Source organism: Luteococcus peritonei (genome assembly GCF_039526385.1).
GTDB lineage: Bacteria > Actinomycetota > Actinomycetes > Propionibacteriales > Propionibacteriaceae > Luteococcus > Luteococcus peritonei.
The window spans coordinates 20,454-45,302 of sequence record NZ_BAAAIX010000003.1 but is presented as its reverse complement, the minus strand read 5'-3'; the positions used below and the strand labels follow the sequence as shown (position 1 = coordinate 45,302).

Annotated in this window: 31 protein-coding genes; 5 read left to right on the top strand and 26 right to left on the bottom strand. The window is 68.0% G+C overall.

Annotated elements, in window-relative coordinates; genetic code table 11:
- Position 1 precedes the first annotated feature (1 nt).
- The 22 genes from ABD073_RS01235 to rpsJ all read right to left on the bottom strand — a co-directional run bounded on the left by ABD073_RS01235 (position 2) and on the right by rpsJ (position 11,353).
- The gene (locus ABD073_RS01235; protein WP_343871888.1) at positions 2 to 982 is read right to left on the bottom strand and encodes an ABC transporter permease; all 981 of its coding nucleotides are present in this window, start codon (positions 980 to 982) and stop codon (positions 2 to 4) included.
- Between the two features lie 350 nt (positions 983 to 1,332).
- A complete protein-coding gene (gene rplO / locus ABD073_RS01230; protein WP_343871887.1) occupies positions 1,333 to 1,773 on the bottom strand; it encodes a 50S ribosomal protein L15 in 441 nt (146 codons plus the stop codon).
- Between the two features lies 1 nt (position 1,774).
- Positions 1,775 to 1,957, bottom strand: coding sequence for a 50S ribosomal protein L30 (gene rpmD / locus ABD073_RS01225; protein ID WP_343871886.1), 183 nt, complete (start codon positions 1,955 to 1,957; stop codon positions 1,775 to 1,777).
- Positions 1,957 to 2,568, bottom strand: a complete 612-nt coding sequence (gene rpsE, locus ABD073_RS01220) for a 30S ribosomal protein S5 (protein WP_343871885.1) — start codon at positions 2,566 to 2,568, stop codon at positions 1,957 to 1,959. Before rpsE ends, rpmD begins: the two co-directional genes overlap by 1 nt.
- 23 nt (positions 2,569 to 2,591) lie before the next feature.
- Positions 2,592 to 2,975, bottom strand: coding sequence for a 50S ribosomal protein L18 (gene rplR, locus ABD073_RS01215; protein ID WP_343871959.1), 384 nt, complete (start codon positions 2,973 to 2,975; stop codon positions 2,592 to 2,594).
- A 2-nt stretch (positions 2,976 to 2,977) separates the two neighbouring features.
- Entirely contained in the window at positions 2,978 to 3,520 is a 543-nt protein-coding gene (rplF, locus tag ABD073_RS01210; protein WP_343871884.1) for a 50S ribosomal protein L6, read from the bottom strand.
- 27 nt (positions 3,521 to 3,547) lie between these two features.
- A complete protein-coding gene (gene rpsH / locus ABD073_RS01205; RefSeq protein WP_343871883.1) occupies positions 3,548 to 3,955 on the bottom strand; it encodes a 30S ribosomal protein S8 in 408 nt (135 codons plus the stop codon).
- A gap of 181 nt (positions 3,956 to 4,136) precedes the next feature.
- Positions 4,137 to 4,322 carry a type Z 30S ribosomal protein S14 gene (locus ABD073_RS01200; RefSeq protein WP_343871882.1) on the bottom strand — a complete coding sequence of 62 codons (186 nt, stop codon included), beginning with the start codon at positions 4,320 to 4,322 and terminating at the stop codon, positions 4,137 to 4,139.
- A gap of 11 nt (positions 4,323 to 4,333) precedes the next feature.
- Positions 4,334 to 4,972 carry a 50S ribosomal protein L5 gene (rplE, locus tag ABD073_RS01195; protein WP_343871881.1) on the bottom strand — a complete coding sequence of 213 codons (639 nt, stop codon included), beginning with the start codon at positions 4,970 to 4,972 and terminating at the stop codon, positions 4,334 to 4,336.
- Positions 4,972 to 5,343, bottom strand: a complete 372-nt coding sequence (rplX, locus tag ABD073_RS01190) for a 50S ribosomal protein L24 (protein ID WP_343871880.1) — start codon at positions 5,341 to 5,343, stop codon at positions 4,972 to 4,974. Before rplX ends, rplE begins: the two co-directional genes overlap by 1 nt.
- A gap of 1 nt (position 5,344) precedes the next feature.
- Positions 5,345 to 5,713 (bottom strand): 50S ribosomal protein L14, encoded by a 369-nt coding sequence (gene rplN / locus ABD073_RS01185; RefSeq protein ID WP_343871879.1) that lies wholly within the window; start codon positions 5,711 to 5,713, stop codon positions 5,345 to 5,347.
- Between the two features lie 253 nt (positions 5,714 to 5,966).
- Entirely contained in the window at positions 5,967 to 6,251 is a 285-nt protein-coding gene (gene rpsQ / locus ABD073_RS01180) for a 30S ribosomal protein S17 (RefSeq protein WP_343871878.1), read from the bottom strand.
- Positions 6,252 to 6,253: 2 nt separating this feature from the next.
- A complete protein-coding gene (rpmC, locus tag ABD073_RS01175) occupies positions 6,254 to 6,481 on the bottom strand; it encodes a 50S ribosomal protein L29 (protein WP_343871877.1) in 228 nt (75 codons plus the stop codon).
- Complete coding sequence (gene rplP / locus ABD073_RS01170) at positions 6,481 to 6,900, bottom strand: 50S ribosomal protein L16 (RefSeq protein ID WP_343871876.1); 420 nt, start codon at positions 6,898 to 6,900, stop codon at positions 6,481 to 6,483. Before rplP ends, rpmC begins: the two co-directional genes overlap by 1 nt.
- Positions 6,901 to 6,902: 2 nt before the next feature.
- Positions 6,903 to 7,736 carry a 30S ribosomal protein S3 gene (gene rpsC, locus ABD073_RS01165; RefSeq protein WP_343871875.1) on the bottom strand — a complete coding sequence of 278 codons (834 nt, stop codon included), beginning with the start codon at positions 7,734 to 7,736 and terminating at the stop codon, positions 6,903 to 6,905.
- 2 nt (positions 7,737 to 7,738) lie between these two features.
- Entirely contained in the window at positions 7,739 to 8,164 is a 426-nt protein-coding gene (gene rplV, locus ABD073_RS01160; RefSeq protein ID WP_343871874.1) for a 50S ribosomal protein L22, read from the bottom strand.
- A gap of 28 nt (positions 8,165 to 8,192) precedes the next feature.
- On the bottom strand, positions 8,193 to 8,474 hold the full coding sequence (rpsS, locus tag ABD073_RS01155; protein WP_094763869.1) for a 30S ribosomal protein S19: 282 nt from the start codon (positions 8,472 to 8,474) through the stop codon (positions 8,193 to 8,195).
- Positions 8,475 to 8,492: 18 nt separating this feature from the next.
- Positions 8,493 to 9,329: a 50S ribosomal protein L2 gene (rplB, locus tag ABD073_RS01150; protein WP_343871873.1), complete on the bottom strand. Its 837-nt coding sequence runs from the start codon at positions 9,327 to 9,329 to the stop codon at positions 8,493 to 8,495.
- A 35-nt stretch (positions 9,330 to 9,364) separates the two neighbouring features.
- Complete coding sequence (gene rplW, locus ABD073_RS01145) at positions 9,365 to 9,676, bottom strand: 50S ribosomal protein L23 (RefSeq protein ID WP_343871872.1); 312 nt, start codon at positions 9,674 to 9,676, stop codon at positions 9,365 to 9,367.
- Positions 9,673 to 10,371 carry a 50S ribosomal protein L4 gene (gene rplD / locus ABD073_RS01140; RefSeq protein WP_343871871.1) on the bottom strand — a complete coding sequence of 233 codons (699 nt, stop codon included), beginning with the start codon at positions 10,369 to 10,371 and terminating at the stop codon, positions 9,673 to 9,675. The genes rplW and rplD overlap by 4 nt, the downstream gene beginning before the upstream one ends.
- The gene (gene rplC / locus ABD073_RS01135) at positions 10,368 to 11,030 is read right to left on the bottom strand and encodes a 50S ribosomal protein L3 (protein WP_343871870.1); all 663 of its coding nucleotides are present in this window, start codon (positions 11,028 to 11,030) and stop codon (positions 10,368 to 10,370) included. The genes rplD and rplC overlap by 4 nt, the downstream gene beginning before the upstream one ends.
- Positions 11,031 to 11,041: 11 nt before the next feature.
- Entirely contained in the window at positions 11,042 to 11,353 is a 312-nt protein-coding gene (gene rpsJ / locus ABD073_RS01130) for a 30S ribosomal protein S10 (RefSeq protein WP_015071250.1), read from the bottom strand.
- Between the two features lie 359 nt (positions 11,354 to 11,712).
- Here rpsJ and ABD073_RS01125 point away from each other — a divergent pair, with 359 nt between their 5' ends.
- Entirely contained in the window at positions 11,713 to 13,614 is a 1,902-nt protein-coding gene (locus ABD073_RS01125) for a DUF294 nucleotidyltransferase-like domain-containing protein (RefSeq protein ID WP_343871869.1), read from the top strand.
- A gap of 1 nt (position 13,615) precedes the next feature.
- Complete coding sequence (locus ABD073_RS01120; RefSeq protein WP_343871868.1) at positions 13,616 to 14,305, top strand: exonuclease domain-containing protein; 690 nt, start codon at positions 13,616 to 13,618, stop codon at positions 14,303 to 14,305.
- Between the two features lie 34 nt (positions 14,306 to 14,339).
- Here ABD073_RS01120 and gltX read toward each other — a convergent pair whose 3' ends face one another.
- On the bottom strand, positions 14,340 to 15,809 hold the full coding sequence (gene gltX, locus ABD073_RS01115) for a glutamate--tRNA ligase (protein WP_343871867.1): 1,470 nt from the start codon (positions 15,807 to 15,809) through the stop codon (positions 14,340 to 14,342).
- A 57-nt stretch (positions 15,810 to 15,866) separates the two neighbouring features.
- Between gltX and ABD073_RS01110 the strand changes: the two genes are divergently transcribed.
- Positions 15,867 to 17,567, top strand: a complete 1,701-nt coding sequence (locus tag ABD073_RS01110) for a glutamine--tRNA ligase/YqeY domain fusion protein (RefSeq protein WP_343871866.1) — start codon at positions 15,867 to 15,869, stop codon at positions 17,565 to 17,567.
- 23 nt (positions 17,568 to 17,590) lie between these two features.
- Here ABD073_RS01110 and ABD073_RS01105 read toward each other — a convergent pair whose 3' ends face one another.
- Positions 17,591 to 18,022, bottom strand: a complete 432-nt coding sequence (locus ABD073_RS01105) for a DUF4112 domain-containing protein (RefSeq protein ID WP_343871865.1) — start codon at positions 18,020 to 18,022, stop codon at positions 17,591 to 17,593.
- Between the two features lie 136 nt (positions 18,023 to 18,158).
- Between ABD073_RS01105 and treY the strand changes: the two genes are divergently transcribed.
- Both treY and ABD073_RS01095 read left to right on the top strand, forming a co-directional pair.
- On the top strand, positions 18,159 to 20,426 hold the full coding sequence (treY, locus tag ABD073_RS01100) for a malto-oligosyltrehalose synthase (protein ID WP_343871864.1): 2,268 nt from the start codon (positions 18,159 to 18,161) through the stop codon (positions 20,424 to 20,426).
- A gap of 109 nt (positions 20,427 to 20,535) precedes the next feature.
- Entirely contained in the window at positions 20,536 to 21,096 is a 561-nt protein-coding gene (locus tag ABD073_RS01095; protein ID WP_343871863.1) for a LysM peptidoglycan-binding domain-containing protein, read from the top strand.
- A gap of 181 nt (positions 21,097 to 21,277) precedes the next feature.
- Here ABD073_RS01095 and tuf read toward each other — a convergent pair whose 3' ends face one another.
- Together tuf and fusA are read right to left on the bottom strand one after the other, a co-directional pair.
- Positions 21,278 to 22,471, bottom strand: a complete 1,194-nt coding sequence (gene tuf / locus ABD073_RS01090) for an elongation factor Tu (RefSeq protein ID WP_343871862.1) — start codon at positions 22,469 to 22,471, stop codon at positions 21,278 to 21,280.
- Positions 22,472 to 22,705: 234 nt separating this feature from the next.
- A complete protein-coding gene (gene fusA / locus ABD073_RS01085) occupies positions 22,706 to 24,754 on the bottom strand; it encodes an elongation factor G (protein ID WP_386751653.1) in 2,049 nt (682 codons plus the stop codon).
- Positions 24,755 to 24,849: the final 95 nt, after the last annotated feature.

Genomic DNA, 24,849 nt, shown 5'->3' with positions numbered 1-24,849 from the left:
CCTAGTTGGCGCGCACGCGCGGGTCGATGGCGGCGATCAGGATGTCGGACAGCAGGGCACCCACCAGCACGCAGATTCCGGAGAAGGCCACCACGGCGACGGTGCCGTTGATGTCCTGGGCGGTGATCGAGTCCACCGAGTAGGCCCCCATGCCGTGCCAGCCGTAGATCCGCTCGGTCATGGCGGCGCCGGTGAAGACCAGCGCCACGCTGAAGGCCAGCTGGGTGGCCATCGGGATGATGGCATTGCGCAGCGCGTGGTGCCGGATCGCCTTGCCCTTGCGCAGGCCCTTCGCGCGCGCGGTGCGCACGTAGTCGGCGCCCAGGGTGTCCAGCATCAGGTTGCGCTGGTAGCGGGAGTAGCCGGCCATCTGCATCAGCGAGAGGGACAGCGTGGGCAGCAGCAGGTGCTGGGCCCGGTCCACCAGCCGGCCGAAGGTGGTCCCGTCGGACTGACCGGTCTCACCGATGAACTCGAAGACGGGATAGCCCATCATGGTGTTCGCCTGGGTGGCCAGCATCTGCAGCACGACGGCCAGCACCACGGTGGGGGTGGAGATCAGCAGCAGGGCCAGCAGGGAGAATCCACGGTCCACCCAGGAGTACTGCCGCACCGCGGTCCAGGCGCCCAGCGCCACGCCACAGACCATGCCCAGCAGCGTGCCCAGCGTGACCAGCCGCAGCGAGACCCACACCTTGGTGCCCATCAGCTCGTTGACCGAGTCCCCCTTCGGGGTCATCCCCCAGTCCCAGTGCGAGACCATGCCCAACCACCGCGTGTAGCGGGTGAGCGCGGAGGTGTCCGGGTTGATGTTGTAGGCGGTCAGCGTGGCGTTGACCGCGTCCCGGTTCAGATTCGGGTTCGTCCAGTCGAAGGCATTGCGCGGATCCATCGAGATGGACGCGAGGATGTAGGCCAGCGAGACCGCCAGGAAGAGCAGCAGCAGATAGTTCGCAAGACGCCGAAGCAGGAAACGAAGCACGGACGTCCTTTCTGTGTGGGTGCGGGTGGTCGCACGGGCGGACCCTTGTCGCCTGCGCAACAATGCCCCGCCCTCTGGGCCCAGTCAAGGTGATGCAGCCCGCCCGAAGGGCACGGGACCGACAACTTTTGTTCACTTGAGCGCTCACTGTAGTGAAAATCCCCGGCGGCCTCTGCACCGGGGTCGGTCGTTGGTCCAGGGCGATGCTGCACCCCGCTGGGCGGCGCTCGCCAGGCACTTCACTCCGCCGCAGCCTCGCGGGCCACAACCGGCCCGGGGCCGGGTGCAAAAGGACCAGGGGGCGGCGACACGCGATGTGTCGCCGCCCCCTGGTCAGGGACCGGTGCGGATCACAGCTCGGTGATCGAACCGCCGGCCTTCTCGATCTTCTCCTTGGCGGAGGCGGTGAACGCGTCAGCGCTCACCTGCACCGCCACCTGGATGTCGCCGCTGCCGAGCACCTTGACGAGGCGGCCCTTGCGGACGGCGCCCTTCTCCACGAGGTCCTCGACGGAGACGGCACCTCCCTGCGGGAACAGCTCGGCGATGGTGCCGACATTCACGGGCTGGAACTCGACGCGGAAGGGGTTCTTGAAACCCTTCACCTTCGGCAGACGCATGTGCATCGGCATCTGGCCACCCTCGAAGTTCTCGGGGGTGTTCTTCCGTGCGCCGGTACCCTTGGTACCGCGACCAGCGGTCTTGCCCTTGGAGCCCTCACCACGACCGACGCGGGTCTTGGCGGTCTTGGCACCGGGGGCAGGACGCAGGTGATGAACCTTCAACGCCATGTCACTCAACCTCTTCCACAGCAACGAGGTGCTGCACAGCCTTGACCATCCCGCGGATCTCGGGACGGTCCTCCTTCACCACGACATCGCCGATCCGCTTCAGACCGAGCGTGCGCAGCGTGTCCTTGTGGGCCTTCAGGCCGCCGATTCCGGACTTCATCTGGGTCACCTTGAGGCGTGCCATCAGTTGGTCACCCCTTCCTTGCGAGCCTTCAGCAGGGCGGCCGGGGCGACGTCCTCGACGGACATGCCGCGACGCTTGGCCACCTGCTCGGGCTCCTCGAGGCTCTGCAGTGCCTCAACGGTGGCGTGGACCACGTTGATGGCATTGGCAGAGCCCAGGGACTTGGCGAGCACGTCGTGCACGCCGGCGCACTCCAGGACGGCGCGGGCGGAACCACCGGCGATGACACCGGTACCGGGCGAAGCCGGACGCAGCATCACGACACCAGCAGCCTTCTCGCCCTGCACCGGGTGCGGGATGGTGCGCTGCACCAGCGGCACCTTGAAGAAGTGCTTCTTGGCCTCCTCGACACCCTTGGCGATCGCCGCGGGCACCTCCTTGGCCTTTCCGTAGCCCACGCCCACGGTGCCCTCGCCGTCGCCCACCACGACCAGCGCGGTGAAGCTGAAGCGGCGGCCACCCTGGACCACCTTGGCCACGCGGTTGATCGCAACCACGCGCTCCAGGTACTCGGACTTTGCCTCCTGCTGACGGTTGTTGCCCCGACGGTCCTCACGACCCCGACGCTCGCCGCCTCCGGCACCGCCTGCGCGGCGCTGAGTTTCACTCATCGTCTCTTGCCTTTCAGTCGTGATCAGAACCCGAGGCCAGCCTCGCGCGCGGCGTCAGCCAGCGCGGCGATGCGACCGTGGTACTTGTTGCCAGCGCGGTCGAAGACCACGTTCTCGACGCCAGCGGCCTTCGCGCGCTCGGCGATCAGCTCGCCGACCTTCGCAGCCTTGGCAGACTTGTCGCCCTGGGCGCCGCGCAGCGCGGCCTCCATGGTGGACGCAGAGGCCAGGGTGTGGCCCTTCACGTCGTCGATCACCTGGACGGTGATGTGACGGGCGGAGCGGGTGACGACCAGGCGCGGACGCTCGGCCGAGCCGTGGACCTTCTTGCGCCCACGAGCCTGGCGACGCAGTCGCGAGGCCGTCTTCGGCGCCAGTCCCTTGCGGACTGCCAGAGAGATACCCATGGTCACTTACCAGCCTTTCCGACCTTGCGGCGCACGTTCTCGCCGGCGTATCGCACGCCCTTGCCCTTGTACGGCTCGGGCTTGCGGAGCTTGCGAATGTTGGCCGCGACCTCGCCGACGACCTGCTTGTCGATGCCCTGCACGCTGAAGGCGGTGGGCTTCTCGACGACGAAGGTGATGCCCTCGGGGGCATCGATGATGACGGGGTGCGAGAAGCCGAGCGCGAACTCGAGCTGCTTGGGGCCCTTGGCCATCACGCGGTAGCCGACGCCGACGATCTCGAGCTTCTTCTCGAAGCCCTCGGTGACGCCCACGACCATGTTGTTGACCAGGGTACGGGTCAGGCCGTGCAGCGAGCGGCTCTCGCGCTCGTCGTTGGGACGGACGACCTCGAGCTGGCCGTCGTCATTCTTCTGGATCTTGATGGGCTCGGGAACGACGTGGCTCAGGGTGCCCTTGGGGCCCTTCACCTCGACGTTCTGGCCATCGAGCTTGACCTCGACACCGGACGGGACGGTGATCGGGAGCTTGCCAATTCGTGACATCAAATTCTCCTTTTCAGTCTCGTCGGGTCACCAGACGTAGGCGAGCACTTCGCCGCCCACGGAATTCTTGTGCGCCTGCCGGTCGGTCAGCAGGCCCTGCGAGGTGGAGATGATGGCGATGCCCATCCCACCCAGCACCTTCGGCAGCGCGGTCGACTTCGCGTAGACGCGCAGGCCGGGCTTGCTGATACGACGCAGGCCGGCGATCGCGCGCTTGCGGTCGTCGCCGTACTTCAGGGTGATCGTGAGGGTCTTGCCGACCTCGCCCTCGGCGGGCTCGGAGACCTCGAAATCGGTGATGTAGCCCTCTGCCTTGAGGATCTCGGCGATTCCCACCTTGATCTTCGAGTGCGGCATGGAGGTCTGGTCATGGAACGCCTGGTTGGCGTTGCGCAGACGGGTCAGCATGTCTGCGATCGGGTCAGTCATTGTCATGGCTGTGCGAACTTCTTTCTCGCGACGGTTTCATGGCCGGGTACACCCAGACATGACCTTTCGCGCTTGTTCCCCACCGGCGGCGGGGAGGTTTGGGGTGCAGGACCTCTCATCCTGCTGGTGGCGGCGGCGGGGGATCACTCCCCCGCCACCGGCACATGTGGTCAGCGTGAGGCCTGGGTCACCAGGACGACTTGGTCACACCGGGCAGCTCGCCCTTGTGAGCCATCTCGCGCAGGCAGACGCGGCACAGGCCGAACTTGCGGTAGACCGACTTCGGCCGGCCGCACTTCTGGCAACGGGTGTAGGCACGCACGCCGAACTTCGGCTTGCGGGCCTGCTTCACCTTGAGAGCAGTCTTCGCCATGTCTCAGCGCCTCACTTCTTCTTCTTGTAGTACGCCGGACCGCGGCGAACCTTGCGAACCTTGGGGTCGTCGACCTCCTTGAAGGGGAAGCCCAGGTGCTTCAGCAGCGCCCGACCCTCCTCGTTGTTCGTGGCGGAGGTCACGAAGGTGATGTCCATGCCACGGACCCGGTCGATCTTGTCCTGGTCGATCTCCAGGAACATGACCTGCTCGTTGAGGCCGAAGGTGTAGTTGCCCAGGCCGTCGAACTGGTTGCCGTTCAGGCCGCGGAAGTCGCGGATGCGGGGCAGGGCCAGGGTCAGCAGACGGTCGGCGAACTCCCACATCCGGTCGCCACGCAGCGTGACGTGGCAGCCGATGGGCTGGCCCTCACGCAGCTTGAACTGGGCGATCGACTTGCGGGCCTTGGTCACCTGGGGCTTCTGGCCGGTGATGGCGGTCAGGTCCTTGATGGCGCCGTCCATGACCTTGGAGTCGTTGGCGGCGTCACCCACGCCCATGTTCACCACGATCTTGACCAGGCCGGGGATCTGCATGGGGTTGGCGTAGTTGAACTCGCCCTGCAGCGCGGGGACGATCTCCTCGCGGTACTTCTGCTTCAGTCGGGGCAGCTCACGAGCGAAGCTCTGGCTGGTGGTCTCGGTGCTCATCAGATCTCCTCCCCCGTCTTGCGCGCGATGCGCACGCTGCGGGTGGCGGTGTACTCGCTGCCGTCGGGACGACGCTTGGTGACCTCGACGCGCTTGTAGCCCACGCGGGTGACCTTGGCGTCCTTGCCGGTCCCGATGACCAGCTGGACGTTGGAGACGTGGATCGGGGCCTCGGAGGCGATGATCCCGCCCTTGGTCTGCTGGCCGGACTGGGTGGCCTGGTCACGCAGGTGGCGCTTGACGATGTTCACGCCCTCGACGGTGACGCGATTGCGCTCGGCGTCGACGGCGATGATCTCGCCGATCTTGCCCTTGTCCTTGCCGGCGATGACCTTGACGCGGTCACCCTTCTTCACGTGCATGGACTTCATGTCAGATCACCTCCGGGGCGAGCGAGACGATGCGCATGAAGCGCTTCTCGCGCAGCTCACGGGCAACCGGGCCGAAGATGCGGGTGCCGCGGGGCTCCCCGTCGTTCTTCAGGATGACGGCGGCGTTCTCGTCGAACTTGATGTAGGAACCGTCAGCACGACGGTGCTCCTTGACGGTACGAACGATGACGGCCTTGACGACCTCGCCCTTCTTGACGTTGCCACCGGGGATGGCGTCCTTGACGCTGCACACGATGGTGTCGCCGAGACCGGCGTAGCGGCGCTTCGAGCCACCGAGAACACGGATGCACAAGAGCTCCTTGGCACCAGTGTTGTCGGCGACCTTGAGCCGCGACTCCTGCTGGATCATTTGTTCTCCTCTGCCCCACCGGTTCCCCGCAGGGCCTGGTGGAGCTCGAAATGTTCCCCCTGGATTTGGCCAGGAGGGGTGGACAGCCCCGCTCCCTCACGGGAGCGCAGGCAGTGGGGCGGCGAACCGCCCCGGCAAGACCCACAACGAGCTCCGCACCCTGACGGGGACGGAGCCGTTGCAAGCAACTTGTCAAGCTTAGACGACCAGGCGCCTGTGGGGCGAATCGCCCCTCAGGCGCCTGGCCGGCAGGTCACTTGGCCTTCTCGACGATCTCGAGCAGACGCCAGCGCTTGGTGGCCGACAGCGGGCGGGTCTCCATGATCCGCACGCGGTCGCCGGCACCGGCCTCGTTGTTCTCGTCGTGCGCCTTGAGGCGCTCGGTCTTGGTCATGACCTTGCCGTAGAGGGGGTGCTTGACCCGGTCCTCGACGGCGACGGTGATGGTCTTGTCCATCTTGTCGGAGACGACGACGCCCTCACGAACCTTGCGGGTCGAGGTGCGCGCCGAGGTCTCGGCGGTGGTGTTCTCGCTCATGCTCAGGCCTTCTTCTCAGGGTCGTCGACGATGCCCAGGTTGCGCTCCTGGAGCACGGTGTAGATCCGGGCGATGTCCTTGCGGACCTCACGCAGACGTCCATGGGACTCGAGCTGGCCGGTGGCGGCCTGGAAGCGCAGCGTGAACAGCTCCTCCTTCAGCTCGAGGACCTTGGAGTTGAGGTCCTCACGGCTCAGGCCGCGCAGATCGGCGGCGGTGGTCTTGGCCATCAGATGTCACCTGCTTCGCGCTTGATGAAGCGAGCCTTGAAGGGCAGCTTGTGGATTGCCAGGCGCATGGCCTCGCGAGCGACCTCTTCATCGACACCGGAGAGCTCGAAGAGCACGCGTCCCGGCTTGATGTTGGCCACCCAGAACTCGGGCGAGCCCTTGCCGGAGCCCATGCGGGACTCGGCAGGGTGCTTGGTCAGCGGGCGATCGGGGTAGACGTTGATCCACACCTTTCCACCACGCTTGATGTGACGGGTCATGGCGATACGAGCGGCCTCGATCTGACGGTTGGTCAGGTACGAGCTCTCCAGCGCCTGGATGCCGTAGTCACCGAAGGCCAGCTTGGTGCCACCCTTGGCCATGCCATCACGCTTGGGGTGGTGCTGCTTGCGGTACTTAACACGACGAGGAATCAGCATGCTCAGGCTCCTGCGTTCTCGGTCGCCGGGGCCTGGGCATCAGCCTTGGGGGCCTCGGCGTTGTTGTCATTGCGCGCCTCCTCGGCGCGACGGCGGCCGCCGCGCTCCGGACGGTCCCCACGACCACCGCGCTCGCCACGGCGACCCGGGCGCTGACGGTTGCCGGGGGCAGCGGCGCGGGCAGCCTTCTGGGCGGCGCGCTCGGCGCGGGTGCCGGTGACGTCACCCTTGTAGATCCACACCTTCACGCCGATCCGGCCGAAGGTGGTGCGGGCCTCGTAGAAGCCGTAGTCGATGTCCGCACGCAGGGTGTGCAGCGGCACGCGGCCGTCGCGGTAACCCTCGGATCGGCTCATCTCGGCGCCACCCAGACGGCCGGAGCACTTGATCCGGATGCCCTGGGCACCCGAGCGCATGGCGGTCTGCTGGGCCTTGCGCATCGCGCGGCGGAAGGCCACGCGGGCGCCGAGCTGCTCGGCCACGCCCTGCGCCACCAGCTGGGCATCGATCTCGGGGTTCTTGACCTCGAGGATGTTCAGCTGGATCTGCTTGCCGGTCAGCTTCTCCAGGGCGCCACGGACGCGCTCCGCCTCGGCGCCGTTGCGGCCGATGACGATGCCCGGACGGGCGGCGTACAGGAAGATGGTCACGCGCTCGGAACGACGCTCGATCTCGATCGAGGAGATGCCGGCACGCTCAAGGTTCTTGAGCAGGTACTGGCGGATCTTGACGTCTTCACCGACGAAGGCTGCGTACTGCTTCTCGGCGTACCAGCGGGTCTTGTGGTCAGTGGTGATGCCGAGGCGGAAGCCATGCGGGTTGATCTTCTGGCCCATGCTCAGGCTCCCTTCTTGCTCTCAGACTTGACGGACTTGTTGCTCTTGGGCTCGACGACCACGGTGATGTGGGCCGCACGCTTCAGGATTCGGCTGGCCGAACCCTTGGCGCGGGGACGGATGCGACGCATGGTCACACCCTCGTCGACGAATGCCTGGGAGACGAACAGGTCGTCAGCCCGGAGGCTCTCGGTGCTCTCGGCGTTGGCGACGGCCGAGGCCACCACCTTGTAGACGGGCTCGGAGGCCGCCTGCGGGGCGAACTTCAGCGTGACGAGGGCGTCGTTGACGTCCATCCCACGCACCAGGTCGACGACGCGGCGCACCTTGGTCGGGCTCATCCTGACGTGACGCGCAATCGCGTACGAGCCAGGACGATCCCCGAGCAGGGCAGCGCGACGGCTGGGCCGGCTTTCGTTGTTGCTCATTGCTTGATCTGTTCCTTGTCTCGCCCGCTCAGCGGCGGCGCGCCTTCTTGTCGTCCTTGACGTGACCCTTGAAGGTACGCGTCGGAGCGAACTCGCCCAGCTTGTGGCCGATCATGGACTCGGTCACGAAGACCGGGACATGCTTGCGGCCGTCGTGAACGGCGATGGTGTGACCCAGCATGTCCGGCACGATCATCGATCGGCGGGACCAGGTCTTGATGACGTTCTTGGTTCCCTTTTCGTTCTGGGCATCGACCTTCTTGGTCAGGTGCTCGTCGACGAAGGGACCCTTCTTGAGGCTACGTGGCATTTTCTCTCAGGCTCCCAATCAGCGCTTCTTGCCGGACTTGCGGCGACGGACGATGAGGCGGCTGCTGGCCTTGTTCTTGTCGCGGGTGCGACCCTCAGGCTTGCCCCAGGGCGACACCGGGTGACGACCACCCGAGGTACGGCCCTCGCCACCACCGTGCGGGTGGTCGATCGGGTTCATGACCACACCACGCACGGTCGGGCGGACGCCCTTCCAGCGGCTGCGGCCAGCCTTGCCCCAGTTGATGTTGGACTGCTCGGCATTGCCGACGGCGCCAACGGTTGCGCGGCAACGGACGTCGACCATGCGCATCTCGCCCGAGGGCATGCGCAGGGTGGCGTACTTGCCCTCGCGGGCGACCAGCTGGATCGCCGCGCCGGCGCTGCGGCCGAGCTTGGCGCTGCCACCGGGACGCAGCTCCACCGCGTGCACCGTGGTGCCGACGGGGATGTTGCGCAGCGGCAGGTTGTTGCCGGGCTTGATGTCGGCGCTCTCGCCGGCAGACACGGTCGCGCCCTGGGCCAAGCCCTGGGGAGCGATGATGTAGCGCTTCTCGCCGTCCGCGTAGTGCAGCAGCGCGATGCGGGCGGTGCGGTTGGGGTCGTACTCGATGTGAGCGACCTTGGCCGGCACGCCGTCCTTGTCGTAGCGCTTGAAGTCGATGATGCGGTAGGCCTGCTTGTGGCCACCGCCGATGTGACGGGTGGTGATGCGTCCGCTGTTGTTGCGGCCACCGGTCTTCGGCTTCGGAGCGAGCAGCGACTTCTCCGGCGTGGAACGAGTCAGTTCGACGAAGTCGGCAACGCTGGAGCCACGACGGCCCGGCGTAGTCGGCTTGTACTTACGGATACCCATGAGGTCTCAGATTCCTTGTCTCAGTGTCCGTCCGGTCAGGCGACCGGACCTCCAAAGATGTCGATGCGCTGACCCTCGGCCACCGTCACGATGGCGCGCTTCGTGTTCGGGCGCTTGCCCATACCGAAGCGAGTGCGGCGCGTCTTGCCCTGGCGGTTGATGGTGTTCACACCGGTGACCTTGACGTCGAAGATGGCCTCGACGGCGATCTTGATCTCGGTCTTGTTGGCATGCGGGGCGACGAGGAAGGTGTACTTGTTCTCGTCGAGCAGGCCGTAGCTCTTCTCGCTCACGACGGGCGCGAGCAGGATGTCGCGGTGGTCGCGGATCTTGACAGATTCGGTCACTTCTCGGTCTCCTCTGCGGCGGCCTCGGACTCGGTGGCCACTGCCTTGACGCTGCGACCCTTGGCGGGGCCAGCGGTGTAGGTGTCGAGGGCAGCCTTGGTGAAGACCACGCCGTCGTTGACGAGCACGTCGTAGGCGTTGAGCTGGTCAACGGCGATGGCGTGCACGGTGGGGATGTTGCGCAGGCTCAGCCAGGCAACGTCCTCGCCACGGTCGATGACGACCAGCAGCTTGCTGACGTCGCCCACGCTGGACAGCGCCTTGAGGGCCGCCTTGGTGGAGGGGGTCTCACCGGAGACGATCTGGTCCAGCACGAAGACCTGGCCGTCACGGGCGCGATCGGACAGGGCGCCCTTGACGGCGGCCGCGATCATCTTCTTGGGGGTGCGCTGCGCGTAGCCGTGGGGCTGCGGGCCGTGCACGGTGCCACCGCCGACCCAGATGGGCGAACGACGCGAGCCGTGACGGGCGCGGCCGGTGCCCTTCTGGCGCCAGGGCTTGATGCCACCGCCGCGGACCTCGCCGCGGGTCTTGGTGGCGTGGGTGCCCTGGCGGGCAGCGGCCTGCTGGGCCACGACGACCTGGTGGATCAGCGGGATGTTGGTCTGCACGTCGAAGAGCTCGGCGGGGAGCTCGGCGGTGCCCGACTTCTTGCCGTCGACGTCGAGGACGTCGACCTTCAGCGACTCGCTCATGCGACATCACCCTTCTTGGCAGCGCTGCGGACGACGACCAGCGAGCCCGTGTTGCCCGGGATCGCGCCACGGACCAGGATCAGGCCGCGCTCGGCGTCGACAGCATGGATCTTCAGGTTCTGCACGGTCACCTTGTCGTTGCCCATGCGACCCGCCATGCGCATGCCCTTGAAGACACGGCCGGGGGTCGAGCAACCACCGATGGAACCGGGAGAACGGTGCTTGCGGTGCACACCGTGGGTGGCGCGCAGGCCGTGGAAGCCGTGGCGCTTCATGACACCAGCGGTGCCCTTGCCCTTGCTGACGCCGGTGACGTCGACCACGTCGGCGGCCTCGAAGGCCTCCGCGGTGATCTCCTGGCCGAGGGTGTACTCCGAGGCGTCAGCGGTGCGCAGCTCGACGAGGTGCTTGCGCGGGGTCACGCCGGCCTTGTCGAAGTGGCCGCCCTCGGGCTTGGTGACCTTCTTGGCCTTCACGGCGCCGAAGCCGAGCTGGACGGCGTTGTAGCCGTCGACCTCGGGGGTACGGACCTGGGTGACGACACAGGGGCCGGCCTGGATCACGGTGACGGGGACGACGCGGTTGTTCTCGTCCCACAGCTGGGTCATGCCGAGCTTGGTGCCCAGCAGGCCCTTGACCTTGCGTTCGGTAGCAGTCATGTTCACAGACCTCACGGGAGCTTGATCTCGATGTCCACACCGGCCGGGAGGTCGAGACGCATCAGCGAGTCGACGGTCTTCGGGGTGGGATCGAGGATGTCGATGAGCCGCTTGTGGGTACGCATCTCGAAGTGCTCGCGGCTGTCCTTGTACTTGTGGGGCGAACGGATCACACAGAACACGTTCTTCTCGGTCGGCAGCGGCACCGGGCCGGCAACCTTGGCACCCGTACGGGTCACCGTGTCGACGATCTTGCGCGCCGACGAGTCGATGACCTCATGGTCATAGGCACGGAGCCTGATGCGGATCTTTTGTCCCGCCACAGTTGTTCCTTCTACTCGTCCAAGCTTGGTCCGGAGGATTCCGGCTTTCGCTCCGAGGCCCGGGTGGGACTCGGCATGCTCCTCGGATGGCGGTGGCGCGGGTGGCTGTCCTTGCGGACCCAACACCCTTCACCTCCGACCCCCGCGGTCGGGCGTGTCGCACTGACTCATGGCACTCACAAACGCACTCTTCCGTTGTGTGGTGCTCTCCTCAGTGCCGACCAGCGACGACTGCCCAGGGGCAAACCCCATCGGAGCAACTTGACGATTCTGTCATGCCTGCGCCGTCATGCCAAATCGGCGTGGCCCCGCTCCCCCACCCGCAGCCCTTGCCGAGCTGCTGCCCAGCTGGGACATTGGTGGCCACCGACAACGACGCCGGAGACGAGGACCGCATGGACGTGGAGCTTCGAGAGGTGCGCGACTTCCTGGCCGCGCACGAGCCCTTCGCCACCCTGCCCGACCGCCTGCTCGACGAGCTGCCCACCCGGCTCCAGATGCGCTACCACCGCCGCGGCACCCGGTTGATGGAGGTGGGCAAGCCGAACAACGTGCTGCACATCCTGCGCAGCGGGGCCTGCGACATCGTGGACTCCTCCGGCGCCCTGGTGGAGCGCACCGAGCCGGGTGGCAGCTTCGGCGCCTCCTCGCTGCTCTCGCGGGCTCCCTCACGCTATGACATCACCACCATCGAGGACAGCCTGGTCCTGGTGATGGGCTCGGAGGTCTTCCACCACCTGGTCGAGCACCACGAGCAGGTGCGTACCTTCTACGACGCCCAGGCCCGTGGCCGGCTGCGCCAGGCGGTGGCGGTGCAGTCCTCGGCCCAGGACCGCTCGGCCGCCTGGCTGCGCACCAGCGTCGACGAGCTCGCCACCCGCGAGCCGGTGACCACCACCAGCGAGGTCAGCATCCGCGAGGCGGCCCAGCTGATGACCCGGCACCGGATCTCCGCCCTGCTGGTGGTGGACGACGGTCGGTTGGTGGGCATCGTCACCGACCGTGACCTGCGTTCCAAGGTGGTGGCGGCCGGTGTGGACCCCGAACGGCCGCTGTCCGAGGTGATGACCGCCGAGCCGGTGCAGGTGGAGCCCGGCACCCAGGCCTTCGAGGCGCTGCTCGAGATGACCACCCGCGGGGTGCACCACCTGCCCGTGGTGCGGGACGGACGGGCGCTCGGCGTGGTCACCGCCGGCGACATCGTGCGGCTGCAGCAGGCCGACCCGGTCTTCATGGTGGGCGACATCGCCCGCCAGCAGGAGGTCTCGGAGCTGGCCCGGATCGCGCACCGCTCCCACGGCCTGGTGGGCCAGCTGCTGCGCCAGGACGCCTCGGCCGACGACATCACACGGCTGCTCACCACGGTGGCCGATGCCCTGACCCGTCGGCTGATCGGCTTCGCGGAGGCGGAGCTCGGACCGGCCCCCGGCCCCTGGGCCTGGATCACGCTGGGCTCACAGGCCCGCCGGGAGTCGAGCGTGAACTCCGACCAGGACCACGCCCTGGTGATGGCCGACGGCCTGGTGGACGACGGGGCGGCGCAGGCCTGGTTCGCGGCGCTGGCCGAGCGGGTCACCGACGGGCTGGAGCAGTGCGGCTATCCCCGCTGTCGCGGCGAGGTGATGGCGGCGAACCCGGCCTGGCGCAAGGACGTGCGGGGCTGGCGGCGCCAGTTCGCCCACTGGATCAACGAGCCGGACCCGGATGCGGTGATGCACTGCCAGATCTTCTTCGACGCCCGTACCGTGCACGGCGATCCCGGCCTGCTGGCCGAGGTGCGCCAGGACGTGCTGGCCGCCACGCCTGCCTCCAAGCGCTTCCTGGGCCAGCTGGCCGCCCAGGCGGTGGAGCGCCAGCCACCGGTGGGCTTCTTCCGCGGACTGGTGCTGGCCCGTCGCGGCGAGGAGCACGAGACCTTCGACCTGAAGGCCAATGGTGTCCATGCGGTGATCGAGATCGCCCGGGTGCACGCCCTGGCCCACGGCCTGGACCAGGTGGGGACGCTGGACCGTCTCCACACCGTGGCCCGGCTCACCGAGAGCCAGAGCCTGGAGGAGCTGGCCGATGCCTTCGAGTTCATCAGCCACGTGCGCCTGGCCCACCAGGCCAAACAGCTCGACGCCGGCCAGGTGCCCGACAACCTGGTGCGGGCCGACGAGCTGAGCAGCTTCGACAAGCGGCACCTCAAGGACGCCTTCTCCCTGATCCGGACCGCCCAGGAGGGCCTCGCCTACACCTACCAGACCCACCTGATGAGCTGAGATGGCCCTCTTCCGACGCTCCCCCTCCCCCGAACGACAGGCCGCCTCGCTGCCGCCCGGTCCGCTGCGTGACTGGGCCGAGGCGGGCTCACCGCCGTCCTCCACCCCGGCGGAGCGGCTCCGGCTGCTGGCCGTCGACGTGGAGACCACCGGACTGGACCCGGCCACCGACCGGCTGCTGAGCATCGGCTTCGTGCCGGTCGACGGCCCGGCGATCGCCCTGGGCGGCGCCGGCCACCTGGTGCTGCGCCAGGGCGACGGGGTGGGGCAGGAGGCCGGTGTGGGCCAGAGCGCCACCATCCACCGGATCACCGACGACCAGCTCGCCCAGGGCATGGAGGCCGCCGAGGCGCTGGGCCAGCTGCTGCAGGCACTGGCCGGACGGGTTCTGCTCGCCCACCACGCGGCCATGGAGACCGGCTTCCTGCAGCGCGCCGTCGAACAGGTCTTCGGCCACCGGATCGAGATCCCCGCCGTCGACACCCTGCAGCTGCAGTACCGGCTGCTCACCAAGGGCTTCGACGACGAGCCCCCGCCCGGCTCGCTGCGGCTGTGGGCGGCGCGGGACCAGTATGGCCTGCCGCACTACCAGGCCCACGAGGCGCTGACCGATGCGCTGGCCTGCGCCGAGCTCTACCTGGCCCAGGTCAGCGAGCTGGGCTGGCAGAGCACGCTGAAGCAGCTGCGCTGATCCCGGGCCCGGAGGCTGCCCCCGGTCCGTCGGCTCACAGGCTGTCGCGGAAGCGGCGCAGGCGGGCCAGCGAGGAGGCGTGGCCCAGCAGCTCCATCGACTCGAAGAGCGGCGGGCTGACATTGGTACCGGTGATGGCCACGCGGGCCGGGCCGAAGGCGAACTTCGGCTTGATGCCCAGGTCCTCCACCAGCTTGGCGCGCAGTGCCGCCTGGATGGTCTCGGCGTCGAAGGGCTCCAGGCCCTCCAGCACGGCGATCGAGGCGTCCAGCACCTGCGCCGCATTCTCCGGCAGCTTGGCCACGGCGGCCTCGTCAGGCTCGATCTCGGCATCGGCGGCGAACAGGAAGGCGAGCTTCTCCTTCGCCTCGGACAGCGTCACCAGGCGCTCCTGCACCAGCGGGGCCGCGCCCACCAGCAGCGCACGGCCGCGCTCGTCGAGGGCCGGCTCGCCGCGCTCGGCCCAGTAGGCCTCGATCCGGGCGGCCAGCTGCTCGGCCGACAGGCTGCGGATGTAGTGCCCGTTGAGCCAGTTCAGCTTGTCCATGTCGAAGACCGGGCCGCCGGAGTTGACCTTGGACCAGTCGAAGGCGGCCACGAAGTCGTCGAAGCTCTGCACCTCCTCGCCCTCGTGGACCGGCGGGTAGCCGAGCAGCATCAGGAAGTTCAGCAGCGCCTCGCTCAGGTAGCCCTGCTCGCGGAACCAGGTGAGTCGTGCGGCGGGGTTCTTGCGCTTGCTGATCTTGGACTTGTCGGTATTGCGGATCAGCGGCATGTGGGCGAAGCGCGGGGCCGGCAGGCCGAGCCACGTGTAGAGCAGCAGGTGCTTGGGGGTGGAGCTGATCCACTCCTGGCCACGCACCACGTGGGTGATGCCCATCAGGTGGTCGTCCACCACCACGGCCAGGTGGTAGGTGGGGAAACCGTCGGTCTTGAGGATCACCTGGTCGTCGGGGCGCGGGGCGGCGGTCTCGCCGTTGATCAGGTCGTCGAAGACCAGCTCGACGTCGTCGGGCACCAGCATCCGCACCACGGGGGTCTCCTGGTAGCCGGGCAGCTGGGAGCGCTCCTGCTGCGTCATGCCCAGGCACATCCGGTCGTAGCCGATCACCTCGCGCTTCTCGGCCTGCTGCTGCTCGCGCATCTGCTTGAGCCGCTCCGGGCTGCACCAGCAGTGGTAGGCGTGGCCGTCGGCGATCAGCTGGTCGACGAAGGGCCGGTAGGTGTCCAGCCGCTCGGACTGCCGGTAGGGGCCGAAGTCCCCGCCCTGCTGCGGCCCCTCGTCGGGCGACAGGCCCAGCCACTCCAGGGTGTCGTAGATCTGCTGCTCCGAGCCGGGCACCAGCCGGGCCTGGTCGGTGTCCTCGATGCGCAGCACGAAGGCGCCGCCGGTGCGACGGGCCCAGGCCTTGTCGAACAGGGCCATGTAGGCGGTCCCGACGTGGGGATCGCCGGTGGGCGAAGGGGCGACGCGCAGACGGGCGGGAGTGGGCTGTTCAGTCATGATGGCTCGATCCTACCGGCGCCGGCCGAGCAGGTGCCGCATGCTAGTTTTGCCGCCATGACTGCGCCTGAACCTGTGGCTCCCACCAACGACTTCATCCGCGACATCATCCGTCGTGACAACGAGCAGGGAACCTACGGCCAGCGCGTCCAGACCCGCTTCCCGCCCGAGCCGAACGGCTACCTGCACATCGGCCACGCGAAGGCCATCATCGAGGACTTCGGCATCGCCGAGGACTTTGGCGGCATCTGCAAGCTGCGCCTCGACGACACCAATCCGGAGACCGAGGAGACCGAGTACGTCGACTCGATCGTGTCCGACATCGAGTGGCTGGGCTACACCCCGGCCGAGCTGGTGCACGCCAGCGACTACTTCGAGCAGCTCTATGACTGGGCCGAGCACCTGGTGGAGCAGGGCCTCGCCTATGTCGACGAGCAGGACAACGAGACCATCTCGGCGCAGCGCGGCGGCTTCGGCAGGCCCGGCATCGAGTCCCCCTTCCGCGACCGCCCGGCATCCGAGAACCTGGACCTGCTGCGACGGATGCGCGCCGGCGAGTTCGAGGAGGGCAGCCACGTGCTGCGCGCCCGGATCGACATGCAGCACGAGAACATGCAGCTGCGCGACCCGATCATGTACCGGATCCGCAAGGCCGAGCACCACCGCACCGGCAGCACCTGGTGCATCTACCCCACCTATGACTGGGCGCACGGCCAGAGCGATGCCATCGAGGGCGTCACCCACTCGCTGTGCAGCCTGGAGTTCGACTCCCACCGCCCGCTCTACGACTGGTTCCTGGAGCACCTGCCGCTGCCCGGCGACAAGCCGAAGCAGATCGAGTTCGCCCGCCTGGAGCTGACCCACACTGTCACCTCGAAGCGTCGGCTGCGCCAGCTGGTCACCGACGGGCTGGTGGACGGCTGGGACGATGCCCGCATGCCCACCCTGCGCGGGCTGCGTCGTCGTGGCTACCCGGCCGCGGCGCTGCGCAACTTCTGCAACGGCACCGGCACCACCCGCACCAACTCGCGTCGCTCCATCGAGGAGCTGGAGAGCTATGTGCGCACCGAGCTGAACTACTCAAGCCAGCGCCGGATGACCGTGCTGCGTCCGCTGAAGCTGACCCTCACCAACTGGCCCACCGAGGCCGACGGCAGCCCCGTCGTGGAGTGGTTCGAGGTCACCAACAATCCTGAGCGTCCCGAGGACGGGCTGCGCCGGGTACCCTTCAGCGGCAGCCTGTGGATCGAGCAGGAGGACTTCGCCGAGGTCCCACCGCCGAAGTACTTCCGCCTCACCCTGGACCGCGAGGTCCGGCTGCGCGGCGCCTACTTCGTCAAGGCCACCGACGTGGTCAAGGACGAGAACGGCCAGGTGGTGGAGGTGCTGGCCACCTATGATCCCGAGACCCGCGGCGGCGACGCCCCCAACGGGCGCAAGGTGAAGTCCACGATGCACTGGGTGAGCGACACCCATGCAGTGGATGCCACGGTCGCGCTCTACGAGCGGCTCTTCACCGCGGAGCACCCCGGCGAGGCCACCGGCGAGCCGCTGGACGACCTGAACCCGGACTCGCGCACCATCCTGACCGGCTGCAAGGCCGAGCCCGCGCTGGCCGAGACCGCGCCGGGTGAGGTGGTCCAGTTCGAGCGCACCGGCTACTTCGCCTGCGATCCTGACCAGCCGATGCTCTTCCACCGCACGGTGGGCCTGCGCGACGAGTGGGCGAGCATCCAGAAGTCTGCCGCCAAGAAGTAGTCCGGCCGAGAAGAGCCGCGGTCTCAGAACAGTCCGAGCAGCTTGCCCACCCACCACAGGGCGAACAGGGTGCCGGCCAGCATCACGCCCAGCGCCAGCACCACCAGGCCGACGGCGGTCGCCACATAGGCAATCGAGCTGCGCCGGACCCGGTCCGGGTCCGCGACGGCCCGCTCCAGCAGCTTGAGGTTCATCCGGTTCGACCGGAAGCCGATGTCGGCCAGGTCCCCCACCATCGGGATCTGGCCGACCAGTGCGTCCAGGCAGCAGTTGGTCACCATCCGCGCCAGCACCGGCAGCGGGACCCCGGCGCGGACCGCGTCCACCAGGATCAGCCCGGCCATCGCCGTCGTGGCCGCGTCCCCCACACCGGGCACCAGTCCCAGCAGGGCGTCCGCGCCCAGGGTGATGTTGGTGCCGGGGATCCGGAGCAGGTCGTCGAGCAGACGTGCCATCGAGGCAGAGGTCGCCGTCCCGGGTTCGCGAGCCCCTGACCGCGGCCTGCGCTGCCCCGTGGCCTGCTGCCATTCACGCCTGTCCATGCCTCCACCATGACAGGTGGCTCCAAGCTCCACCACTAGGGTGGAGGACATGACCCCCACCTCCACCTACCGCCTCCAGATCACCCCCGACTTCCGGCTGCAGGACGCCGCCGCGGTCGTCGACTACCTGGCCGAGCTGGGGGTGGGAGCGGTCTACCTCTCCCCCGTCCTCGCCTCCACCGAGGGCTCCGGCCACGGCTACGATGTGACCGACCCCACCATCGTCGACCCCCAGCGAGGGGGCGAGCAGGGCTGGCAGGAGCTGGTGGCCGCTGCTCGCGAGGCCGGGCTGGAGGTGGTGGTGGACATCGTGCCCAACCACCTGGGCGTCCAGAACGCCTGGCAGAATCCCACCTGGTGGTCCGTGCTCGCCGAGGGCCAGGACTCCGCCCACGCCGCCTGGTTCGACATCGACTGGTCCGCCGACCGGATCGTGCTGCCGGTGCTCGGCGAGGAGTCCGACCTGGACCGGCTGGAACTCTCCCCCGACGCCAGCGAGCTCTCCTTCTACGAGCACCGCTTCCCGGTCGCCGCGGGCACGGCCCGCCCCGGCGACGACCCCCGCGAGGTGCATGACCGCCAGCACTACCGCCTGGTGCCGGGCAGCCAGGGCAACGACCTGCTCACCCACAGGCGCTTCTTCACGGTCGCGACCCTGGCCGGCGTGCGCCAGGAGGATCCCGAGGTCTTCGCAGCCAGCCACGAGCGCGTCCTGCGGATGGTGCGCGAGGACGGCCTGGCCGGGCTGCGCGTGGACCACCCCGACGGCCTCAGTGACCCGCGCGGCTACTTCGAGCAGCTCTCCGCGCAGGCACCCGGCGCCTGGCTGGTGGCGGAGAAGATCCTGGAGCACGGCGAGCCCCTGCCCGACTGGCGGATCGACGGCACCAGCGGCTACGACGCGATGACCGAGGTGAACCAGGTCTTCGTCGACCCGGCCGCCGAGGGCTTCTTCACCGAGGACTACCGCCGCCGCACCGGTGACCAGCTCACCGTGGAGCAGCACATGCTGCAGGGCAAGCTGATGGTGGCCAGCACCCAGTTCGGGGCCGAGACCCGTCGCCTGCTCGAGCTGCTGGACCTGGACGGCATCGAGCGGGACCGAGCCGCCCGGGCACTGCTCGAGGTGGCCGCCCGGCTCGAGGTCTACCGCACCTACCTCCCCGAGGAGAACCAGGCCCTGGTGGACGCCCTGCAGCGCACCCGGCGCGAGGTGGCCGAGCTCGACGACGTGCTGGACGTGCTGCAGCCGCAGCTGCTGGACGCCTCGCGGGAGGCCGCCCGTCGCTTCCAGCAGTTCACCGGTGCCGTGATGGCCAAGGGCGTGGAGGACACCGCCTGGTACCGGGCGAACCGTTTCGTGGCGCTGAACGAGGTGGGCGGCAATCCCGCCAGCTTCGGCACCTCCCCCGAGGTCTTCCACGAGGCGATGGCACGTCGAGAGGCGGAGCTCTCCCGCTCCATGACGGCGCTCAGCACCCATGACACCAAGCGGGGCGAGGGTGTGCGGGCGCGTCTGGCGGCGCTGGCCGAGCTCCCCGAGCAGTGGAGCCGCTTCGCCGACACCTTCGCTGAACGCACCAGCATCGCCGAGCCCACCTTCGCCCACCTGCTGGCGCAGACCCTGGCCGGGATGGGGGCCGTACCGCCCCAGCGGCTGCACGACTACGCCACCAAGGCCATGCGCGAGGCCGGCCTGGCCACCGGCTGGACGAGCCCCGACGAGGCCTTCGAGGCCAGCGTCCACGCCGCCATCGAGGCCGCCTACGACGACGAGGTGCTGCGCCAGGCCTGGCAGCAGATCCAGCAGCTGCTCACCGCACCCGGCCACAGCAACGACGTCTCGGCCAAGCTGGTCCAGCTCGCCATGCCCGGCGTCCCCGACGTCTACCAGGGCACGGAGGTCTGGGAGGACTCGCTGGTGGACCCGGACAACCGCCGCCCGGTGGACTACCAGGCGCTGCGGGCCCTGCTGGACGCCGAACCGCACGAGGCCGTCGATCCCGCCTTCAAGCAGACGGTGGTGCGCACCGCGCTGCGCCTGCGTCGCGACCGGCCGGAGCTGTTCACCGGCTACCGGGCCCTGCGGGCGCAGGGCGAAGCGGCGGAGCACCTGCTGGCCTTCGAGCGCGACGGGCTGGTGGCCCTGGCCACCCGGCTGCCCGTCGGCCTGCAGCGCCGCGGGGGCTGGGGCGAGACCACCCTTGAGCTGCCGGGCAGCTGGACCGACCAGATCGGTGGCGCCACGGTCGACGGCCAGGTGCCGGTGGGCCAGCTGCTCGACTGGCGCCCGGTGGCCCTGCTGGTGCGCGACTGAGCTTCTGTACGCCTCCGGCTGAAGATGCCCGCACCCACCCCTGAGGGTGAGCCTGTGCTTGTAGCGTGGTCGGTCAAGGGCCCGCCCGGGGCCCGGCAAGGAGAGAACCATGGGACTGTTCGACGAGATCAAGGACAAGCTCACCGGCCACGACGACGACAAGGTCGCCGCCCCCAGCGCGGAGAAGACCCCGGAGGAGCAGGCCCGGATCGACCGTGACCAGGCCACCAACGAGGCGACCGCTCGCGCGGCCGCCGAGGACCTCCAGAAGCAGGAGGCCGCCGACAAGGCCGCCGAGGCTGCTCGCACCTCCGCCGAGGCCTCTGCCGCTGCTGCTGACCAGGCCCAGGCCGACGCCAAGGCGAAGGTCGAGGCGGACGCCAGGGCGAAGGCTGAGGCCGACGCCAAGGCCAAGGCTGCTGCGGACGCGAAGGCCAAGGCTGACGCCGACGCCAAGGCCAAGGCCGCTGCCGACAAGGCGGCCGCGGACAAGGCTGCTGCCGCGAAGGCCGCCGCCGCGAAGCGCACCTACACCGTCAAGCCCGGCGACAACCTGTCCACCATCGCCGAGAAGTACGGCGTGAACTACATGGACATCGCCCGCGCGAACAACATCAAGAACCCCGACCTGATCTACCCGGGCCAGGTCTTCACCATCCCGGAGAAGTGATCCTCCTCCCAGCCTGAGCCGAAGGGCCGGTCCCCATCGGGGCCGGCCCTTCGTCATCCCCGGGCGGCGGGGACTCCCTCCCCCGCACCGACCCTGGACGACGAGCAGGGCCCCGAACCTTGCGGATCGGGGCCCTGCTGCTGTCTGGCTTGTCGCCGGACCAGGTGTCAGTGACGCAGGGTCACTTGACGATCTTGGTCACGCGGCCGGCGCCGACGGTACGACCACCCTCACGGATGGCGAACTTCAGGCCGTCCTCCATGGCGACGGGCTTGTTGAGGTGCACGGTCATGTCGGTGTTGTCACCGGGCATCACCATCTCGGTGCCCTCGGGCAGCTGCACGACGCCAGTCACGTCCGTGGTACGGAAGTAGAACTGGGGCGAGTAGTTGGAGAAGAAGGGCTTGTGACGGCCACCCTCCTCCTTGGTCAGGATGTAGACGCTGCCCTCGAAGTCGGTGTGGGGAGTGGTCGAGCCGGGCTTGATGACACACATGCCACGCTCCACGTCCTCCTTCTTGGTGCCGCGGAGCAGCAGGCCGACGTTCTCACCAGCGCGACCCTCGTCGAGGATCTTGCGGAACATCTCGACACCGGTGATGGTGCTGGTCTGCTTCTCCTCGCGGATGCCGATGATGTCGACGGTCTCGCCGGTCTTGACGATGCCGCGCTCGATACGACCGGTGATGACGGTGCCACGACCGGTGATCGTGAAGACGTCCTCAACGGGCATCAGGAAGGGCTTGTCGGTCTCGCGCTCGGGCTGCGGGATGTACTCGTCCACGGCGTCCATCAGGTCCTCGACGGACTTGACCCACTTCTCCTCGCCCTGCAGGGCCTGGAAGGCGGAGACGCGCACGACGGGGCAGTCATCGCCGTCGAACTCCTGCGAGGTCAGCAGCTCGCGGACCTCCATCTCGACGAGCTCGATGAGCTCCTCGTCGTCCACCATGTCGCACTTGTTCAGGGCGACGACGATGGCGGGCACGCCGACCTGGCGGGCGAGCAGCACGTGCTCATGGGTCTGCGGCATGGGGCCGTCGGTGGCGGCGACCACGAGGATGGCGCCGTCCATCTGGGCAGCACCGGTGATCATGTTCTTGACGTAGTCGGCGTGGCCGGGGCAGTCAACGTGCGCGTAGTGGCGCTTCTCGGTCTGGTACTCGATGTGAGCGATCGAGATCGTGATGCCACGCTGGCGCTCTTCGGGAGCCTTGTCGATGTTCTCGAAAGCGAAGGTCTCGTTGAGATCCGGGTACTTGTCGTGGAGCACCTTGGAGATCGCCGCGGTGAGGGTGGTCTTGCCGTGGTCGATGTGTCCGATGGTGCCGATGTTGCAGTGCGGCTTAGTCCGCTCGAACTTGGCCTTTGCCACTTGGGCTCCTTCTGGATTGCCGCCACGCTCTCAGCGAGGCGTACTAGTTTGCATCCGGCTCGGGTGGGTCCCGCACCGTGGTCTTGTCTGGCTCGGCCCCCAGGCCAGCCGAAGCCGGCCAAGGGTACCGTCCAAGTTTTGTGCACCGGCGCGCCAGAGTCAAACTGGTTCGTCTGTGCGGATCTGCGGTGGCCGGGGGACGAATCCCCCGGCCACCGCAGGATCAGGGCTTGCTCACTCGCCGCCGCGTGCCTTGGCGATGATCTCGTCGGAGACCGTCTTGGGGGTCTCGCCGTAGGAGTCGAACTCCATCGAGTACGAGGCCTGGCCCGAGGTCTTCGAGCGCAGGTCGCCGACGTAGCCGAACATCTCGCTCAGCGGCACCAGGGCGCGCACCACGCGGTTGCCGTGCAGCTCGTCCATCGACTGGATGTGACCGCGGCGGGCGTTCAGGTCACCGATGACGGTGCCCAGGTAGTCCTCCGGGGTGGTCACCTCGACGGCCATCATCGGCTCCAGCAGGGCCGGGTCGGCCTTGCGGGCAGCCTCCTTGAAGACCATCGAGCCGGCGATCTTGAAGGCCATCTCCGAGGAGTCGACGTCGTGGTAGGCGCCGTCGGTCAGGGTGACGCGGATGTCCTCGACCGGGTAACCTGCCAGCACGCCGAACTGCATGGCGTCCTTGATGCCGGCGTCCACCGCGGGGATGTACTCCTTGGGGATGCGGCCACCGGTGACGGCGTTGACGAACTCGTAGCCCGAGCCCGGCTCCAGCGGCTCCAGGTCGACGATCACCTTGCCGTACTGGCCCGAACCACCCGACTGCTTCTTGTGGGTGTACTCGACCTTCTGCACCGGGCGGCGCAGGGTCTCGCGGTAGGCCACCTGGGGCTTGCCGATGTTGGCCTCGACCTTGAACTCACGCTTCATGCGGTCGATCAGCACCTCGAGGTGCAGCTCGCCCATGCCGGCGATGATGGTCTGGCCGGTCTCCTCGTCGGTGTGGACGCGGAAGGTCGGGTCCTCCTCGGCGAGACGCTGGATGGCGACGCCGAGCTTCTCCTGGTCCGACTTGGTCTTCGGCTCGATCGCCTGCTCGATGACGGGGTTCGGGAACTCCATCGACTCGAGGATGATCGGGTTGGCGGGGTCGCACAGGGTCTCACCGGTGGTGGTGTCCTTCAGGCCCATCACGGCGCAGATCATGCCGGCGCCGATGCGGTCGATCTCCTCACGCTTGTTGGCGTGCATCTGGTAGATCTTGCCGATCCGCTCCTTCTTGCCCTTGGTGGCGTTCAGCACCTGGGTGCCGGCCTCCAGGACACCGGAGTAGACGCGGATGAAGGTCAGCTTGCCCAGGTGGGGATCGGCGGCGATCTTGAAGGCCAGGATCGACAGCGGGTCCTCGTTGTTGGGGTGACGCTCCAGGACGACCGACTCGTCGCCGGGCTTGAAGCCCTCGATGGCCGGGACGTCCAGCGGGGAGGGCAGGTAGTCGACGATGGCGTCGAGCAGGGGCTGCACACCCTTGTTCTTGAAGGAGGTGCCGCAGACCACGGCGTTGAACTTGTTCTCGAGCACACCCTGGCGGATGCCGGCCTTCAGCTGCTCGATGGTGGGCTCCTCGCCCTCCAGGAAGAGCTCCATCAGCTCGTCATTGGCCTCGGCCACGACCTCGAGCAGCTCGGCGCGAGCCTGCTGGGCCTTCTCGACCATGTCGGCCGGGATCTCCTCGACCTCGTACATCTCGCCCATCGTGGTCTCGCCACGGTAGGTCTTGGCATTCATCTCGACGAGGTCGACGACACCCAGGAAGTCGCTCTCGGCGCCGATGGGGAGCTGGATGATCGCCGGGGTGGCGTTCAGGCGCTCGCGGATGGTCTTGACGCAGTGGTCGAAGGAGGCACCGGTGCGGTCCAGCTTGTTGATGTAGCAGATACGGGGAACGCCGTACTTGCTGGCCTGGCGCCACACGGTCTGGCTCTGCGGCTCGACGCCGGCCACACCGTCGAAGACAGCGACGGCACCGTCGAGCACACGCAGCGAGCGCTCCACCTCGACGGTGAAGTCCACGTGGCCGGGGGTGTCGATGATGTTGATCTGGGTGTCGTGCCAGAAGCAGGTGGTGGCGGCGGAGGTGATCGTGATGCCACGCTCCTGCTCCTGCTCCATCCAGTCCATGGTGGCAGCGCCGTCGTGGACCTCACCGATCTTGTGGGTGATGCCCGTGTAGAACAGGATGCGCTCGGTCGTGGTGGTCTTGCCGGCGTCGATGTGGGCCATGATGCCGATGTTGCGGACCTTGGCCAGGTCAATCTTCAAGTCGATGGCCACAGGGCTTCAACCTCAAATCTTCTATGGGTTTGAACAGGAGGGTA